The organism is Arthrobacter sp. H35-D1 (genome assembly GCF_030063185.1).
In the GTDB taxonomy this organism is placed as follows: Bacteria; Actinomycetota; Actinomycetes; order Actinomycetales; family Micrococcaceae; genus Specibacter.
This window is the reverse complement of record NZ_JASISP010000016.1, coordinates 42,199-59,237: the sequence shown is the minus strand read 5'-3', so window position 1 is coordinate 59,237 and position 17,039 is coordinate 42,199. Positions and strand designations below refer to the sequence as shown.

12 protein-coding genes are annotated in these 17,039 nt (G+C 64.1%); 6 read left to right on the top strand and 6 right to left on the bottom strand.

Annotation, left to right across the window (positions count from 1 at the left end; translation table 11 throughout):
- Positions 1 to 90: 90 nt before the first annotated feature.
- Complete coding sequence (serC, locus tag QMG25_RS14625) at positions 91 to 1,218, top strand: phosphoserine transaminase (RefSeq protein WP_283461460.1); 1,128 nt, start codon at positions 91 to 93, stop codon at positions 1,216 to 1,218.
- A gap of 134 nt (positions 1,219 to 1,352) precedes the next feature.
- Here serC and QMG25_RS14620 read toward each other — a convergent pair whose 3' ends face one another.
- Together QMG25_RS14620 and QMG25_RS14615 are read right to left on the bottom strand one after the other, a co-directional pair.
- Complete coding sequence (locus QMG25_RS14620) at positions 1,353 to 1,850, bottom strand: DUF3027 domain-containing protein (protein WP_283461459.1); 498 nt, start codon at positions 1,848 to 1,850, stop codon at positions 1,353 to 1,355.
- An 11-nt stretch (positions 1,851 to 1,861) separates the two neighbouring features.
- Positions 1,862 to 2,242: a cold-shock protein gene (locus QMG25_RS14615; protein ID WP_283461457.1), complete on the bottom strand. Its 381-nt coding sequence runs from the start codon at positions 2,240 to 2,242 to the stop codon at positions 1,862 to 1,864.
- Positions 2,243 to 2,442: 200 nt separating this feature from the next.
- Here QMG25_RS14615 and QMG25_RS14610 point away from each other — a divergent pair, with 200 nt between their 5' ends.
- From QMG25_RS14610 to QMG25_RS14595, 4 genes are read left to right on the top strand one after another with little or no spacing between them, the layout of a single operon-like run.
- Positions 2,443 to 2,682 carry a hypothetical protein gene (locus tag QMG25_RS14610; protein ID WP_283461455.1) on the top strand — a complete coding sequence of 80 codons (240 nt, stop codon included), beginning with the start codon at positions 2,443 to 2,445 and terminating at the stop codon, positions 2,680 to 2,682.
- Positions 2,683 to 2,699: 17 nt separating this feature from the next.
- The gene (locus QMG25_RS14605) at positions 2,700 to 4,733 is read left to right on the top strand and encodes a helicase-associated domain-containing protein (RefSeq protein WP_283461453.1); all 2,034 of its coding nucleotides are present in this window, start codon (positions 2,700 to 2,702) and stop codon (positions 4,731 to 4,733) included.
- Positions 4,726 to 6,399: a DNA repair helicase XPB gene (locus QMG25_RS14600; RefSeq protein ID WP_283461451.1), complete on the top strand. Its 1,674-nt coding sequence runs from the start codon at positions 4,726 to 4,728 to the stop codon at positions 6,397 to 6,399. The genes QMG25_RS14605 and QMG25_RS14600 overlap by 8 nt, the downstream gene beginning before the upstream one ends.
- Before the next feature lie 57 nt (positions 6,400 to 6,456).
- Complete coding sequence (locus QMG25_RS14595; protein ID WP_283461449.1) at positions 6,457 to 7,251, top strand: class I SAM-dependent methyltransferase; 795 nt, start codon at positions 6,457 to 6,459, stop codon at positions 7,249 to 7,251.
- Between the two features lie 80 nt (positions 7,252 to 7,331).
- On the opposite strand, the gene QMG25_RS14590 is transcribed toward QMG25_RS14595, so the two are convergent.
- Positions 7,332 to 8,861: a sulfatase family protein gene (locus QMG25_RS14590; RefSeq protein WP_283461447.1), complete on the bottom strand. Its 1,530-nt coding sequence runs from the start codon at positions 8,859 to 8,861 to the stop codon at positions 7,332 to 7,334.
- Positions 8,862 to 8,986: 125 nt separating this feature from the next.
- A complete protein-coding gene (locus QMG25_RS14585) occupies positions 8,987 to 9,979 on the bottom strand; it encodes a sugar phosphate isomerase/epimerase family protein (protein WP_283461445.1) in 993 nt (330 codons plus the stop codon).
- A 165-nt stretch (positions 9,980 to 10,144) separates the two neighbouring features.
- On the opposite strand from QMG25_RS14585, the gene QMG25_RS14580 reads away from it, so the two are divergent.
- Positions 10,145 to 11,599, top strand: a complete 1,455-nt coding sequence (locus QMG25_RS14580) for a sulfatase family protein (RefSeq protein ID WP_283461443.1) — start codon at positions 10,145 to 10,147, stop codon at positions 11,597 to 11,599.
- 48 nt (positions 11,600 to 11,647) lie between these two features.
- Here QMG25_RS14580 and QMG25_RS14575 read toward each other — a convergent pair whose 3' ends face one another.
- Together QMG25_RS14575 and QMG25_RS14570 are read right to left on the bottom strand one after the other, a co-directional pair.
- Positions 11,648 to 13,411, bottom strand: a complete 1,764-nt coding sequence (locus QMG25_RS14575) for an alpha-L-fucosidase (protein ID WP_283461441.1) — start codon at positions 13,409 to 13,411, stop codon at positions 11,648 to 11,650.
- A gap of 170 nt (positions 13,412 to 13,581) precedes the next feature.
- Positions 13,582 to 16,776: a chondroitinase family polysaccharide lyase gene (locus tag QMG25_RS14570; RefSeq protein ID WP_283461439.1), complete on the bottom strand. Its 3,195-nt coding sequence runs from the start codon at positions 16,774 to 16,776 to the stop codon at positions 13,582 to 13,584.
- Positions 16,777 to 17,039: the final 263 nt, after the last annotated feature.

Sequence of the window (17,039 nt, the reverse complement as noted above, 5' to 3'; positions counted from 1 at the left end):
ACATTTTTCTCTTGAGGCCGCATCTGCGGCAGAATTGAAACCAGCCCTTGGCACCAAACACCTTCCATCGCTTAATTTTTGGAGCAACTCGTGAGCGAATCCACGCCCCTCACCATCCCCGCCAACTTGCGCCCGGCCGACGGCCGTTTCGGCGCAGGTCCCTCCAAAGTTCGATCCGAGCAGATCACGGCGCTCTCCGAAGCCGGATCCACACTCCTAGGGACCTCGCACCGCCAGGCTCCCGTGAAGAACCTTGTGGGCGACGTTCGCAGCGGCCTCAAGAACTTCTTTGGCGCCCCGGACGACTACGAAGTTATCCTGGGTGTTGGCGGATCCACCGCGTTCTGGGACGTTGCTTCGTTTGGCCTGGTGGAGAACAAGGCCCAGCATCTTTCCTTTGGCGAGTTCGGCTCCAAGTTTGCCTCCGCCACCAACAACGCCCCGTTCCTTGACGCCTCCTCCATCCTCAAGGCCGAGCCGGGCACCCGCCCCGTCGCAGTGGCCGAGGCCGGAGTGGACGCCTACGCCTGGCCGCAGAATGAAACTTCAACGGGGGTTGCCGCCCCGGTGCAGCGCGTTGCAGGTGCAGACGACGGCGCCCTGGTGCTGATCGACGCGACCTCCGCAGCCGGCGGCCTGGCCGTGGATGTGCGTGAGAGCGACGTTTACTACTTCGCGCCGCAGAAGAACTTCGCGTCCGACGGCGGACTGTGGCTTGGCCTGTTCTCTCCAGCAGCGCTGGAGCGGGCAGCGCGCATTGGCGCCTCCAACCGCTGGGTTCCGGACTTCCTGAACCTCAACACCGCCATCGACAACTCCTTGAAGAACCAGACGTACAACACCCCTGCGCTTTCCACTCTTGTCACGCTCAACAACCAGGTCCAGTGGCTCAACGCCAGCGGCGGACTCGAGTTTGCCTCGGCCCGCACGGCCGACTCCGCCGGTCGCCTGTACTCGTGGGCTGAAGCCTCCAACGTGGCCAGCCCGTTCGTCGTCGACCCGGCAGACCGCTCCAACGTCATTGTCACGATCGACTTTGACGAGTCGGTGGACGCTGCCGCCGTCGCCAAGGTGCTGCGCGCCAACGGCATCGTGGACACGGAACCGTACCGCAAGCTGGGCCGCAACCAGCTCCGCATCGCCACCTTCGTGGCCATCGAGCCCGACGACATCACGGCGCTGACCAAGTGCATCGACTACGTGATCGAAAACCTCTAAAAGATTCTGCCAGTAAACGAGTGGGCCCCGCCCGTTTCCGGCGGGGCCCACTCGGTTATGTCCAGAAATAACATGCAGACCCTCGGTAAAAACCAGTCAGCGGCGGTCCTTGTCCCGATCGAGTGCAACTGGATTTAGTTGGAGTCCTCGGCCGTCGCAGCGTCGGCCGGTGCGGTTTCGTCCGGTGCAGGCTCTTCACCAGTCCCTGCAGCGGACCCGGCGGCAGCCGCCTGTTGCGCGTCGGCTTCCCGGTCCTCTGGCAGCACGCGCTCTGACCACGGCACCCAAGCCGGGGCCAGGACGGAGTCGTTGGTGGGGAGCAGGCCCACTTCATTGACAGTGGAACCCTTGCCGCGGGCCACCCTTGACAACGAGGCAAACCATACCCAGCCCTGGTATCCGGGCTTTTTCGACTCAAACAAGTGCGTCACGCACCTGATGCCTTCGCTGCGGGCGCCGAGATGGGCCCCGATGTCGTCCGGGCCGGCGATCTCCTGCACAGCAGTACGGGCAGTGGCCGCATCGGCAGCGAGGATGGCATCGGGCTTTCCCAACCGCCAGACGGGAACTCCGGGGCGCGATGCTTCGATGGGGGCGGAGGAGGCGGCGGATTCGCCGGAAAGTTCGGTCATGATGGGCACCGTTACGCGTCGAAGTTGTCGGCAACCTTGCGCAGCGCAGCGGCAATCTTGCTCGCGTCGCCGTCAGGATACTTGCCGTTGGTCAGGGGTCCCACGGAGCTTTCAAGCAAGGAGACCAGGTCCTGCACAATAGGGGCCAGGTCACGTGCGGGCATCCGCTTGGCCTTGGCCACGGACGCGCTGCGATCAAGGATCTTCGCGGCCATGGCCTGGGCACCCTTGCGCCCGTCGGCGACACCGAACTCCATGCGCATTCCGGGCTTGATCTCAACAGCATCCGCAGGCAGGGCATTGGCGCGCAGGAAAACTTCACGGCCGTCGTCGGCAGCAATGATGCCGAAGCCCTTTTCGTTGTCGTACCACTTCACTTTGCCGATTGGCACTTGCTTTACCCCTTAAAGGTCTTGTTCTGGCGAGCCGTGTCCTGTGCCTGCGCTAAACGTGCTCGCCGTTGACGAGGCCGTGATTTGTTCGGCCGGTGCCTTCAGCCACGGTTTGTGCAGCCCTACTCGCTTATAGGTTACCGTGTTGGCGAAACTTCCGCGGCTTTGTGCCGAACCTGTCCGCTGTTAGCGTTGTGTTCATGAGCCAGCATTTTTCTGCCCCGCAAACCGTGCACCGCGGATGGCAGATTTTCAACTACACGGCCATGGCCTTGGCGTTTGCAGCACTTATTTGCCTGATCGTGGTGTTGGGCGGCAAATGGGCAGGCGGTACGCCGTGGCCCGGGTTCAATTGGATCGCCATGCTCGCCATGCCCGCAGCATTTTTCATGATGGGCGCCAGCGTCCTGCGCTCAGTGGCCATCCGGCGCCGGCTCTGACTTTCCCTCCCCCACCCATGGCCGCTTTGGCCGCTTTGGCTACGGAATTGTCGGGCCGTTCCGACGCGGAGCTGCTGCGCCTGTTGCAGCTGCGCCCTGATGCCATGACCCCGCCGGTGCCCGACTTCGCCGCCTTGGCCGCGCGACTGTCCATGAGAACCAGCATCAACCTCGCCCTGGACCGGCTCAACGTCCTGCAGTTGCAGACGCTGGCCGGGTTTGTTGTCGGGGCCCACTCCCCCAGCCACCGCCGTTTCCTGCCCGCGCTGCATGATCTTGCCCTTGTCGTGCAGGTTTCCCCGGCCCACAGGCCATTGGGGCACGACGCCGGTGCTCACCATTTCCTCCCCCTCGCCGCCGTGGCACCAGTCTTGGGCGGCGGCTTCGCTGCGGAAGTGCCGCCGCTCCTCCCGCCGCCCGAGCCCCTCACGGTGCGCTTGCGGATCAGGGACAACGCCTCGGCGGCTGCCATCGACATGCTCCTGCGCGGCATGGCCACATTGCTCGACTGTGCCTCTGCGGCCGGTATTGACTCCTTGCGCGGCGGTGCCGTGGGCGTCCGCGGCCTGCGAACGCTGGCCAAATCCACTCAGCTCGATGAAGCACGATTGTGCTTCTACTTGGAGCTTGCCGCCATCGCCGGACTGATCGCCCTGGATGGCGTCGCCCTGCGGTGGCGGGTTGCGGCAGCCGAGTGGAGCGCGTTGGACCGTCCCGGTCAGTGGATCGTGCTCGTGCAGGCTTGGTTGAACAGCAGCCGGCCGTCGGCGGCCGGCTTCGCGCCGGGCAACGGCCGGCAGTCGCCCCAAACCGTCAGGCCACTGGCTGCCGGACCGCTGGCCGCCAGGCCGCTGGCACCGGCCACGCCGCACCGGCACGCTGCAACCTGGCGACGCAACGTGGTTTTGGCCCTGGCACAGCTGAGCGATCCACCCGCCGCCGCGATCCCCGCCGGCTGCATGCCCACCGCCTCAGCTTCGACCGCGACAGCTTCCACCACCACAGCGCTAGCTGCGACAGCAACAACTGCCACAGCTCCGGCCGCGACAGCGCCGACTTCCGCATCGCTGCTCTCTTTTCTGGCCTGGCGGCATCCGCGCCAAAGCGAACACATGGCCACGCAGTTGCCGGGCGTCTTGGCCGAGCTGGAACTATTGGGCATCACCGGCGCCGGCGCCTTGTCCGGATCAGGGTGCGCCGTGGCGAATGCCGACTGGGACGGTGCCGCCGACTGCGTGGGCGGGCTGCTGCCCGCTCCGATCCAGCATTTCCTCATCCAAGGGGACCTGACAGCCGTTGCCCCCGGCTTCCTGGCACCCGCCGTGGCGGCCCAACTAAAACTCATGGCCATACCGGAGGGCGACGGCACAGCCGGCATTTACCGCTTCAGCCAGGGGTCGCTGGAAGTCGCCATCCGTTCCGGCATGGACAAAGATGCGATCCTCAGCTTCCTCCAGCACCATTGCAGCACAGCTGTACCACAATCGCTTGGCTACTTGATTGGCGCCGCAGCCCGCGCGGCCATTGCTCCCAACAACAACTACCTTCCCAACCCCTCAGGCGCGGCCAACAACTTCGGCGCGGCAAACCCGGCCGGCATAGCGACAACCCCAAGCGTCGTCTCCCCGGCTCCCCCGCGACAGCCGGTGAAAGCGCAAAAGTTCCCGGCCGACGTCGCACGTCCCGACGCCAAGCGTTCCCAAGCCGTGCATCCCGAAACCCTCCAGACTGCGGCCACCCGTGCCGAGGCGGAGGCGCAAATTGTGCAACTGCGCAGTCGGCCCGTCTGGGCGGATACGGGCGGTGGCGAGTCTGGGCCGGCCCTGGTCATGGAACAACTGCGCCAGGCTGTGGGGATTGGCGGGCGCATCCTGCTGCAGGCCGTGGACGGCACGGGTACCGTTGAGCGCGTGCTGCTCGAGCCGGTGTCGCTGGAGGCCGGCATGCTCAGGGCGCATTTGCCCGGCACGGGGCGGGAGCGCCGCTTCAGCATCCATCGCATTGTGGCGGCAGAACCGGCGGTCGAAGAGCAGGAGGACGAGCATGACTGAGGGGCCCCTGATCGTGCAAGGCGACAAAACCATTTTGTTGGAGGTGGCGCACCCCGACTCCACCGAGGCGCGGCACGCCATAGCCGCCTTTGCCGAGCTGGAGCGGGCCCCGGAGCACATGCACAGCTACCGAATCACTCCGCTGGGACTGTGGAATGCGCGGGCGGCGGGGCTTGACGCCGAGCAGGTCGTGAACACACTCCTGCAGTACTCGCGCTATCCCGTGCCGCATGCGCTGCTGCTGGACATTGCCGAGATCATGGCGCGGTATGGACGCCTGCGGCTGGAAAAGGATCCGCAACACGGGCTGGTGCTGCGCAGCGACGACGAACTGATCCTGGCGGAGGTGGCCCATGGCAAGAAGATTGCCGCGCTGCTGGGTCCGCGGATCGATGCCGTGTCAGTGGTGGTGCACGGCTCCGCCCGCGGGGAACTCAAGGCGCTGCTGCTCAAGGCAGGCTGGCCGGCCGAGGACCTGGCCGGATATGTCGACGGCACCTCCCATCCGATCGCGCTGACGGAAAACACCGGCGCTGCGCCGTGGTCGCTGCGCCCGTACCAGCGCACGGCCGTGGAGAACTTTTGGGCCGGCGGTTCCGGCGTCGTGGTGCTGCCGTGCGGGGCGGGGAAGACGATCGTGGGCGCCGCGGCAATGGCCGCCGCCGGGACCACGACGCTGATCCTTGTCACCAACACCCTCTCCGCACGGCAGTGGAAGGCCGAACTGCTCAAGCGCACCACGCTGACGGAAAATGAGATTGGCGAATATTCCGGGGCCGTGAAGGAACTTCGGCCCGTCACCATCGCCACCTACCAGGTCATGACCACCAAGCGCCACGGCAGCTACCAGCATCTGGACCTGTTGGACGAAAACGACTGGGGGCTGCTCATCTACGACGAGGTCCACTTGCTGCCCGCGCCCATCTTCCGCATGACGGCCGAGCTGCAGGCGCGCCGCAGGCTGGGGCTGACAGCCACGTTGGTGCGCGAGGATGGCCGGGAGGGCGAGGTTTTTGCCTTGATCGGGCCCAAGCGCTACGACGCGCCGTGGAGGGACATTGAGTCCCAGGGCTACATTGCCCCAGCCGATTGCGTGGAGGTCCGCGTCGATTTGGCGCGTTCGGAGCGGCTGGCTTATGCAACGGCGGACGACGGCGAGAAGTATCGCCTGTGTGCCACGTCCCTGGCCAAGTCGGTGGCTGCCCAGCAACTGGTGCGGGCCCATGCCGGGGAACAAATCCTGGTGATCGGGCAGTATCTTGGTCAGCTCGATGAACTGGCTGCCCGGCTGGACGCGCCGCTGATCAACGGCACCACCCCGGTGGCCGAGCGCGAGCGACTCTTTGGGGAGTTCAGGGAGGGACGCCTTTCCACCCTTGTGGTGTCCAAAGTGGCGAACTTTTCCATCGACCTGCCCGAGGCATCTGTGGCCATCCAAGTCTCCGGTGCGTTTGGCTCACGCCAAGAGGAGGCCCAGCGACTGGGCCGCCTGATGCGTCCCAAGACCGACGGGCGGACAGCTCGATTTTACACCTTGGTTGCCCGCGATACGGTGGACGCCGACTTTGCCGCCAAGCGCCAGCGCTTTCTCGCCGAACAGGGTTATGCCTACAGGATCATGGACGCCCGGGATGCTCCCCGCGCGCCCGACGACTTGCAGGAGTAGGATCGAAAAACAGCGGGTCGCTGCCAAGGCATTCAGTTCCAAGCGCTCGGAGGCGTCATGGGCATCGAGGAGTCAGTTGCTGCGCACTACGGTCGCGGCAGGATTGAAGAACAAATTCTGGCCAAAATTGCTGCTTCGGGCAACGACCCGGAGCATTTTGACATTGCCGATCTGCATGGAATGGACCAACTCCACGTTGGCGGCGCCGCGGCCACGTCCCTCGTTGCGGAGCGGGCGGGGATCAACGCCTCCCACAGGGTGCTGGACATCGGTTCGGGACTGGGCGGCGTGTCCCGGCATTTGGCCCGTCATTTCGGTGCCACGGTCCATGGCTTGGAACTCACGGCCGAGTTTGTGGCCGCAGCCACGTCGCTGACCCGCCGCACCGGCTTGGCGGAATTGGTCGAGTTCACCCACGGCAGCGCCCTGTCGATGCCTTTTGAAAACGATTCCTTCGACGCGGCCGTGCTCTTCCACGTCGGCATGAACATCCAGGACAAGGACACCCTTTTCGCCGAGGCCGCCCGCGTGCTGCGTCCGGGATCCGTCTTGGCCATCTACGAGGTCATGTTGATGGGTGGAGACGTTGAGGAGTATCCGCTGCCATGGGCCGAAACCGCTGCGACATCCTTCCCGCAGCCGCCGCTGGCATATAGCGATGCCTTGGCCCAAGCCGGGTTCAGCGTTGACTTTGAGGCCAAGGTTCCGCTGGCGGAAGCCGCCAAGTTTCTGGAACAAAGCATGGCGGGAGGCGGGCCCCAGGGTGTGCAGAACATCCAGTTCGCCAACCTCCTGGCCGCGTTCCGCGCAGGTGTGCTGGCTCCGGTGGAGATCTACGCGCACATGCCCTGAGCCTCCCCGAAATGGTGTCCGGGCCGTCTCGCGGACCGGACGGTCACCCGGCCCGGGCCCTCATGCAGGCCCGGTTGGGGTCAGTCGCGGCCGGCCGCTGACAATGAGCGGCCGCCAGCGATGCTGGCCGCCCACGCATCATGCAGTGCCGTGAGCTCGGCCGCCACGATTGGCTCAGTTCCGTGGAGGTTGGTGGTCTCTGCCGGGTCGTCGGCCAAGTTGCACAAGAAGTAGCCGCTGCCGGGCTCAGCATGCTCAACGTCCCTGATGGCCTGGGCCACCGGCGAGTCCGGCTCCGCCCAGTGCAGCTTCCAGTCGCCCTTGCGCACAGACCATTGCCAGCCGCAATCCCAGTGCAGGACTTCGTGTCCGCCGCCGGAGGCAGTAGTTGGTGTGCCGTCCGCGCCCGTTTCCGTGGCAGCATCCGGGGTCGCAGGAGCTGCGGCCAGCAGGTCGAGCCCGTCGCAGTGGGCATGCACGGCGGGGTCCGCTCCGGCGGCTGCGAGCGCGGTGGGCACAATGTCCATGGCGCTGGTGAGACCGGCGCGGGTTTCGCCGGCAGTGACGTGGCCCGGCCAGCGGAGCAGAAACGGGACCCTGACCCCGCCTTCCCACAAGGTGTATTTGGTGCCTCGCAAAGGCAAGTTGACACCGTAGTTGCAGGTGGAGCCGCCATTGTCCGTCAGGTAGATGACAAGGGTGTCCTCGGCCAAGCCCAACTCATCCAGCTGGTCCAGGATGAGCCCGATCTGTGCATCCATCAATTCCAGCTGCGCCAAATAGTAGGCACGGCCGTTTTCCAGGTGGGGGCTGATGGCGCCGTCGTACCAGTCAATGTATTCCCCGGCTCCCGGATTCCAGTCGCCATAGGCGGGCAGTCCGCGCTTCTCCAGCTCTTCCGCCGGCAGCTGCCAGCAAAAGTTGTGGACCGCATTGAACGCAACGGTTGCGAGGAAGGGGGTGTCTGCATGGTCGGCGACGAACTGCCGGGTCCGTTCGCCGATGGCATCCGTGAGGAAGCCTTCCAGTTCCTGCGGCTCTTCCCCGTTCCACAGCGGCTGGACGGCCATGGGGAAGGCAGCCTCACCGTAGTCCTGCACCGACTCTTCGGAGTGGTGCATGTAGTTGAGCCGGCCCATGGATTCGCCGGCCAGCCCATAGAACGACTCGTCGTAGCCGTGCTGCGGGGGCGTGCCGCGGTCTCCGCTGTGCTCGGTGCCGTAGTGGACTTTCCCGAAGTAGCCGGTGGCGTAGCCTTCCCCGCGCAACAATTCGGCAATCGTGGGCACCTGGGGCGGGCAAATCTCCGAGTCCGTGAACCAGCGCGCACCCCACCGCTGCTGGTAGCAGCCGGCGGCCAGTCCCGCGCGCGACGGGGAACAAATGGGTGCCGTGACATAAGCGTTGGAATAGGACACCCCTTGCGCGGCCAGGCGGTCCATTGCGGGGGTGCTCACATCGTCCTGCACACCCAAGATTGACCGGTCGGCGTAGCCGTGGTCGTCGGAGACGATGACCATGATGTTGGGCCGGCGCGTGGTGGGCTGGCCGGTGGTGTCAGTGGTGGGCTGGCGCGTGGTGGGCTGGCCGGTGGTGTCAGTGGCGGGCATGAAGATCCTTCTCATTGTCAGGGGGCTGTGTGCCGGGGCTATCGGTCAATGACACCGTTATGGTCTTTCGCTGCCGGTATTACCGGGCGCGAAAGACCATAACGGTGTCCTTCGTCAAATATTCGTCAAGCAAGGAGTGCTTTCAGCGATGCAAGGGCCTGGCCAACAGGCGGCAGCTCCGGGTGCCAGGCCCGTTCCCATTCAAGGGAAACCCAGGGATCGAAAATGCCTTGCATGGCGGCAATTTCGGCTGCGAGGGCGTTCATCCGCAGCAAAGGCAGCTGGCCCTCCCCCGGCAGCGTGAGCACCACGTCGTGGGTGTCCGGTGTCCGCACGCCGTCCTTGTACTGGGCGTAGGCCAGCGATTCCGTCAGCAGGGCGGCCGTCCGCTCGGGCGTCTCATCGTGGCGCCACGGGTGCATCAGGTCCCAAATGACCTTCACCGGCGCATCCGCCTCAACATGGGCCAGGATGCGGGCCACATCGGAGGCGCGCGGGTGCGAGTCGTGGGTTTCCAGCAGGATGCCCACCCCGAGGTCGCGGGCATGCCCGGCAGCGGCGTTGAGCCTGCGTGCGGCACGAAGGTCGGCGGCAGCCAAGGCGGGCGACGGCTCCTCCCCCACCCCGCACGGTTCCAGCCCCGCCCCGGGAAACACCCGCACTTGTGCACCCTGCCCCGTGTTGCCGGTGGAGAGTGCGGCGGCAAGGTCGAAGGCGGCCAGCAGCTCCGCCAGCACCGGATCCTCGGCTGGGTATCCGGCCTGGGCATCGGCCGGATACCCCGCACCAGGGGCGGCACCGCCGGCGACATACACGGCCGCACCGTCGGCCGCACCGTCGGCCGCACCAGGGGCGGCACCGTCGGCGACACTCACGGCGACAGTACCGTCGCTGGCAGCACACACACGGACGTAGCTCGCCAGCGCAAGCACTTCAAGTCCGGCGTCGGCCAGCTCGCCGGCCACTGCGGAGCATGCTGCGGCGTCCATGCCTGGGTAAATAAATTCACCGGCTGCGGCGCGCAACTCCAGGCCAGTGGCACCTGCTTCGCGGGCAATGCCGATGACCTGTGCCAGGGAAGCACCGGGGCAGCCGAGGGTGGAAAATGCCAAGGGCATGGTGGGCCTTTCAACGGGGTGATCGAAGTCTCTAGTATCAACACTATGCCGGAAAACGCTTTCCAACAATGCCCGCAAGAGGATCGGCAGCATCCGCTCTACACCTTTATTCCTCTCCCGGTTCCGTGGTATTTCTAGTGCATCCCGTCCCTTTAAGGAGCAGCAATGGCCAGCTCGTCCCCCGCGGCACCAAACATCGTCTTCATCCTCAGCGACGATCAAGGCCCCTGGGCGCTGGGCTGCGCAGGCAACGAGGAAATCCACACGCCCGTCCTTGACGCACTTGCAGCAGACGGCACCCGGTTGGAGAACTTCTTTTGCGTCTCCCCCGTCTGCTCCCCCGCACGGGCAAGCCTCATGACAGGGCAAATTCCCTCCCGACACGGCGTGCACGACTACCTCACCGGGGTCGAAGTGGGAGCCCAGGCCCCGGACTACCTGGCCGGTCAGGCCATCTTCACAGACGTCCTCGCCGATCACGGCTACCGCATGGGCCTGTCCGGAAAATGGCATCTTGGCGCCAACGATGCGCCGAGGAAGGGATTTGTGCACTGGTATGGGCTCGAAGGCGGCGGCAGCCCCTACTTGGGTGCCACCATGTATCGCAATGGCAGGCGGGAGGAAGTCACCGATTACCTGACCGACATCATCACCGACGATGCGCACGCCTTCCTTGACCGGGAAGCCACCCGCGAGGAGCCGTTTTTCCTCGCGGTCAACTACACGGCCCCGCACAAGCCGTGGAAGGGCCAGCACCCCCCGGAGTTTGAAGACCTGTACGCGGACTGCGCCTTTGACAGCTGCCCGCAGGAGGAACCGCACCCGTGGCAGCCCACAGTGGACGGCGTCGCCATTGGCGGCGAACCGGATGTGCGGGCCGCCTTGGTGGGTTACTTTGCCGCCGTCAGTGCCATGGACGCCGCCATAGGCTCGCTCCTGGAGCACCTTGAAAAGCTGGGCATCGCGGAGAACACACTGGTCATCTTCAGCAGCGACAACGGTTTCAACGCAGGCCATCACGGCGTGTGGGGGAAGGGCAACGGCACGTTCCCGCAAAACATGTACGACTCCTCCGTCAAGGTCCCCGCCATCTTCCACTGGCCCGGCCGCATCGCTGCCGGCCAGGTGCGCGAGGAACTGTTCTCCGCCTATGACGTTCCCGCCACCATCCTGGAACTGGCAGGCCTGGAACCGGCCCCGTTCGAGACCGGCCCGGGCGCCTCCTTTGCCCCGGTGTTACAGGCGACTGACGACTCAGCCGAGGCTGTCGGCCGGGCTGAAAACGCCGTGGTGGTGTATGACGAATACGGTCCCGTGCGCATGATCCGCACCCGCAGCCACAAGTACGTCCACCGCCACCCGCACGGCCCGCACGAGTTGTATGACTTGGTTGCAGATCCCGGGGAACGGCACAACCTGATGGACGACGGCGGCGCCCACCCCGTGCTTGTTGGCTTGCGTTCGCGTATGGCTGGCTGGTTCTCGCAGCACGGAGTGCCCGAATTTGATGGTGCCGCGCTGCCGGTCGCCGGCGCCGGCCAGCACAGCCCGCTGCGCTCCCCCGCCGGGCAGCCAGATCCGCTGGGGGCGTTCACCGGACCCAATTGGGATGGTGTATAGGGACGGCGCATAGGTCCGGCACCCCACCATTTGTCTGTCGGGGCTTACCTAGTCCTCGGATGCGACTGGCTCAAGCCTCAGCGCGATCATGTTCACTCCGCCGCGGTCCCATTTCGAGTCAACAACCGGCAAATCTTCGATATTCAGTTTATGCTGGCCGGTCCTGGACACGTGAAGCACTCCAATCTCGCTGCGAACCACCTTCCAGTAGTGCAGGATCGGGTAAAGCTCTTCGCCGTCCCTGCGCAGCGTAAACGGCGTACTCCCGGCTTCCGTTTCCAGCGTCCCCGTCAAGCCATCGGCCCACCACTGTGGGTTGAAGTTGCCGAACGTCTCCTTACTCAAAAGCACCACACGGTACTCGCCGGGGGTCGCCATAGTGAAGTTCCACCGCAGCGCTTCGCCAGCGCCGGTTTCCGCGTTCCACACATCGAGTCGAAGGGGTGATCCCGGGACCTGCACAATGCTCTGATCGACTCTCGGCAACTCGGTGAAGGCCAGCTCAATCGTTCGCGGCAGTTCATCGGTGGGCGCAGCGAGTTCCAGAGTAAGAAGCGGCCCCCTGCCGTCGGCTTCGCTCAGGGTGAAAGGCAGCAGGGTGCCCGTGCCCAAATCACGCACGGAGTCAGGTGCGCTCGCAATGCCGCGCAGGGACAGTTCCTGCTTCCCGAGATCGGCAACGTGCAGATAGACCGACGATTCGCCGGCAGTCACGTAGCCCCAGTCAAAGCTGGCGGCAAAGGGCGATGGCCCGGCGCCACGGATGGCTGATACAGCCCGCTGCATCCAGGTTCCGATGCCCGCGAACTGCTCCTGAACTTTTTCTGGGATCGCACCGCTGGCGTCGGGCCCGGCGTTAAGCAGAAGGTTTCCGCCGCGGCTGACCGTGTACGCCAGAGTTTCGCAGAGGCTGGCAACCGGCTTCCAGCCCGCTGCCAGCTTGGAGAATCCCCAGCTGTCATTCGTGGTGGCAGCCGTTTCCCAGGCATTCACAGGCAGGAAGTTGTTGAAGTAGTTGTCATCCATGGAGTTGTAGTCGGCGTCAACCCCTCCGCCAAGCCTGCTGTTGATGACGGCGCCTGGCTGCAGTTCCCGCACCAGGCTAAATGCTTCCTGGGCGCACTCGGCCGGGATGCCACTGGGCATGTCAAACCACATCAGTCCGATGTCGCCGTAGTTGCTGAGGATTTCACGCAGCTGCGGGGCCGCCTTGCGACGCCAGTAACTGTGAAAATCTCCCTTTTCGGTGTCGAAGTCCCAGCTGTTGCAGCTGGGGCCCACCGCATCAGGATCTTCCCAGTCTATGGTTTGGGAATAATAGACCCCCAGCATGATGCCGTACTCGACGCATGCTTGTGCTATTTCGGCCAACGGGTCGCGCTGAAACGGCGTCGCATCGACGACGTTGTACGCGGAAGCCTGCGAGTGATACATGGCGAATCCGTCATGATGCTTGGCTGTGTATACAAAATACTTGGCCCCTGCTTCTGCGGCCATGCGCACCCAGTCCCGTGCATTGAGATCGGCCGGGTTGAAGTCCTTGGCCAGCTCGGCATACTCTGCCAGAGGGATTTTGGCCCTAAATTGGATCCATTCAGCCAGCCCTTCGACATGTTTTCCATGCCACAGGCCACCGAGGATGGCGGATACGCCCCAATGCACAAAAACCCCGAAACTTGATTCCGACCACAGCTCCCGCCGGGCGATGTCTTCGGGGGTCTGTCGCACGACCGACGGGCCATGGACGCCCTCATCCGCGGTTGGTGCAACAAAGGCAGACTTGGACGATTTTGCGGGGAGTGTCGAAGGCATACCCACGACATTACCCTCAGATGGCCGCTGCCACGTCTCGCTGTTGCCTGGAGGTTTCATGATGTTCATCTGGGTCCAATGCTGACTATTTTGTGTGGCTATATCGATTTTTTGCACGGATGTGGCCGGCAGCATCCAGCTGCCGGCCCCATCCTGATGTGCCGGACGTGCTAGGCCTTGGTCAGGCGCAATTCGGTCGGCAGGCCATCCGCGCAGTTCACTGTGATCTGGGTGGTGTTGTGGCCGACGTTCGCCTTCACACCATCAGTACCGGACTTCCATCGACCTTCCAGTTCAACCGTGATCTTGCTGCCCTGGCTGGGCGATCCGCGCCACGGCACTCCGAACGGCGACTGGGCCGGGTCGGACTTGTCCTTGCCGTTGTAGAACCGCAGGTCCGGGTCCGTCACTGACAGGACCAGCTCGGCCCCGTCGGGTTGGACCAGCACCACCGAGGGAGTATCAACCGCCTTCACCACACCGTCGGTGAGCTTCTTTGCAGCTTCGAACACGGCGTGCGCAGTGATTCCGGTGGCCCGGTCCTGCACCACGTGCGCCGTGTCATCATGCCGAAGCACCTTGTACGCCGCCTTGTCGCGCTGGCCCATGTCCGCTGTGAAGGAGGCCATCGACTCTGCCGTGGCACCCACCACCATCGAATACTCGTAGGTCCCGCGCTTCGGCTTGTTCCCGTGGTCAATGACCGCGGTTGCATACGGCAGCGTGCCCTCCGTCTTGGCACCCTGGTCCGGCGCGGTCTGCACTGCGCGGGAAACCACCAGCTGCTGCCCGCCGGGCACGTAGTAGCCCACGTTCTGCGGATCCACGAGCCACACCGGGTCGTGATGCAGCTTCTCGGTGTTGTTGTAAGGCACCGAGGCGATCGCCCCGACCCGTGAGTCCTGCGTCGGCACGGACGTATTGGCCAAGTGGCACTGGAACAACGTCGTTTGTGTGCTGTGCTTGCGGTCGTGGTTCTCAATCCCACTGCCCAGGGCCACCACCCTGTTGTCAAACATGAACACCGACTTGCGGGCATGGAACGAACCGTCGTACACGGCGCTCTCATGCAGGCTCATCAAGAACGCGCCGTTTTTACCGCCGATCGTGCCACCGCCGCCCAACCGTTGGTCGGTCAGCAACATCTCCTCGCCCAAGGGGTTGATGGTCGTGTTCAACTGCTCAAATGGCAGCTGGATCGCGGTGGTGCCCGGGAACCGGTTCCAGTCCCAGCCAGGCTGAACAAAGCCCGAGTCGGTATTGCTCACGGGATCACCGCCGCTCATCACCTGCACGTGGCCATAGGTGATGTAGCGGCCGTACTCGTTGGAGCCTCCATACATCTCCGTGGACCACAGGTAGCGGTTGTGTCCGCGCACGGACACCAGCCAGTTGTCCCGACGGTGCGAGACGAGTGCTGCGTGGTTCATCACTTGGCAGCCGCTCGGGTCCGGCTCCGCAACCACACCGGCGGCCGCCAGCTGTTTCGCCACTGCAAGCTGCGCCGAGAAGGGCTTGGCCGGCAACAGTCGCAGGAACGCCGCGCCTATGACCGGGTCCAGCTCGTGTTTGCCATCCGGGCTGCCCGCCAAGGTCATCGTCTGGTAGCAGTTGAGACTCAGCGAATCGGTCCCCGTTGGGTGGCGATTGGACAAGCTCAACGGGAAGTTGGTTTTGTTGGAATAGAATCGCATTGCCAGCAGAGCTTGGTTCCACCGCTCGTGCGACTCCTGGGAGATGGCAAAGCCGGTACCGGCGAGCACGGCAAGCGCCGGCGAACCGCCGTTAAGCCCGTCCCGCGCATAGGCCGGGTAGTGGCCCATGTGGTGGAAGGTGGCGAAGTCGGGCTTGAATCCGCCCTGGATACCGGGCGAGGGTTTAATGGCGTTGTTGAACCAATTCTGCAGCAGACTCAGATTTGCCACCTGGGCCGTCTCGCCGTCAGCGATCAAAACGCTGCCCAGCAAGCCCATCAGCGTGGTGTTGATGATGTCGAAAATGCCGTTGTAGAACAGATTGGCGTCGCCCGTCCCCACCCGGAACTTACCCAGACCCACCATCCAGTGGAGGGTTGCCCGCACATCAACCAACCGCCCGCGCGAGGCCAGCAGGTCCCGCATCAACCACACCGAATTGTAGAATCCCCGGTTCTGATAACCCAGGTGGTGAATCGTCCCCTGGACACTGCCGTCGGTCCATCCCTGGTCATAGAAATAGTCGAGCAAGCGCACATACAAGTCGGCCAGCCGCCCCTGCAGTGCCGCGTCCGCCGTCGAGTCGTAGGCCGAGGCAACCGCATACATCTGGTCGGTGAAGGGCCGCAACCCAATTGTTGGCGCCAGCCGGTTTATGTCTGCGGCGATGACCGGCGGGTAGATTGACGTCTGGTAGCCGTTGATCGGCTTTCCACCGCCGAACACTCCGGCCTGCGGCACCCCCAGCGAGTCAATTTTCGCCACGAGCACATCAACGGAAACCGCCGTTACAGCCACCTGTTTGCGGACGGTGGCGTTGAACGCCTCCTTCACTGCTGCGAGGTCGGCCAGCTGCGCCGCGGTCGGAGTCGGCATCGGCAGGGGCTTTGCGGCCTGCTCGGAGAACCAAAGTAGGTCCTGCCAGTGCTGGTTCGGATCCGTGTGGACGCCCGGGTTGACGAACGGCACCTGCCGGTCAGGGGTCGGGAAGTTCGATCGCAGCGGTCGGTTGACGATCAGCTGGTCGAGGTGGAGCGTACCCGCACTGGACGGCGCCACGAAGCGCAGCGTGTCCATGTCCGCCCGGGCCTTCCCCTTCATGTCCTGATAGCGAATCCAGGCTGTCCGCCACCCGGTGAAGTTCAGGTTCATCTCACACCAGGCGTCTGTGCGCTGGCCGCGCCCCGCCTCGATGCGCAGTTTTCCGGAGGAAGCCTTGGACTGGTACACCCAGAACGCCAAGGTGTTCACGTCGTAACCGATGTCTGCACCGTTGCCGCCGGAAGCGCCCGAGGGAGGCACAATCCCCAGCGGCGCCTTCACGCTAAGCGTGGAACGGGACTTGTAGTCCCAGCGCAGGCTGGAATTGCCTGTGTGGTTCACGTCGGAAACAATGCTCAACGGTGACTTGTCATTGGTTTTGAACTGCGAAGGAATTGTGGTCTCCAGCAGGAATACCGGCGGCTTGAGGGCCATCGCGTTGGCTTCCAGCTCCGCCAACGTTGTGGGGGGTTCGGTTGTGGGCGTCGGTGTCGTCGATGGCGAGGTCTTCTGCATGGCAAGGGTGTCGGCATTCGCCGGCGACAACGGAACGACGGCGATGGTGACCGCGCCGGCTGCTGCAACAGTGAGCAGTCCGCGACGGCTGATTTCCATGGGTGGGCGGGTCATGTGGATCCTCTTCCTGATAACACTCCTGGTAAACGAATGTGATTCAGTACACATCCTCAGTAAAATATGATTCAAGTACCAATTCGTGTTCCATCCGAAGATGACGTTTTGCGTGCCCCCTTTCGCGCAAACTACGGTGATAGTGTCCAGAACTTTGTCCATCAGGACGGTGTTGGGAAGTAGTGCTTTATTCCTTTCCCATGGGTGCTCTTGACTGCGAAGCAACCCACGCATCCGGCATCTCGGCCGGCTGCGAACAAGCA

Coding starts and splice junctions, on each gene's coding strand:
- QMG25_RS14620 (WP_283461459.1), bottom strand. CDS start 1,850: ATGACCGAACTTTCCGGCGAATCCGCCGCCTCCTCCGCCCCCATCGAA.
- QMG25_RS14610 (WP_283461455.1), top strand. CDS start 2,443: ATGAGCCAGCATTTTTCTGCCCCGCAAACCGTGCACCGCGGATGGCAG.
- QMG25_RS14605 (WP_283461453.1), top strand. CDS start 2,700: ATGGCCGCTTTGGCCGCTTTGGCTACGGAATTGTCGGGCCGTTCCGAC.
- QMG25_RS14600 (WP_283461451.1), top strand. CDS start 4,726: ATGACTGAGGGGCCCCTGATCGTGCAAGGCGACAAAACCATTTTGTTG.
- QMG25_RS14595 (WP_283461449.1), top strand. CDS start 6,457: ATGGGCATCGAGGAGTCAGTTGCTGCGCACTACGGTCGCGGCAGGATT.
- QMG25_RS14590 (WP_283461447.1), bottom strand. CDS start 8,861: ATGCCCGCCACTGACACCACCGGCCAGCCCACCACGCGCCAGCCCACC.
- QMG25_RS14585 (WP_283461445.1), bottom strand. CDS start 9,979: ATGCCCTTGGCATTTTCCACCCTCGGCTGCCCCGGTGCTTCCCTGGCA.
- QMG25_RS14580 (WP_283461443.1), top strand. CDS start 10,145: ATGGCCAGCTCGTCCCCCGCGGCACCAAACATCGTCTTCATCCTCAGC.
- QMG25_RS14575 (WP_283461441.1), bottom strand. CDS start 13,411: ATGCCTTCGACACTCCCCGCAAAATCGTCCAAGTCTGCCTTTGTTGCA.
- QMG25_RS14570 (WP_283461439.1), bottom strand. CDS start 16,776: ATGACCCGCCCACCCATGGAAATCAGCCGTCGCGGACTGCTCACTGTT.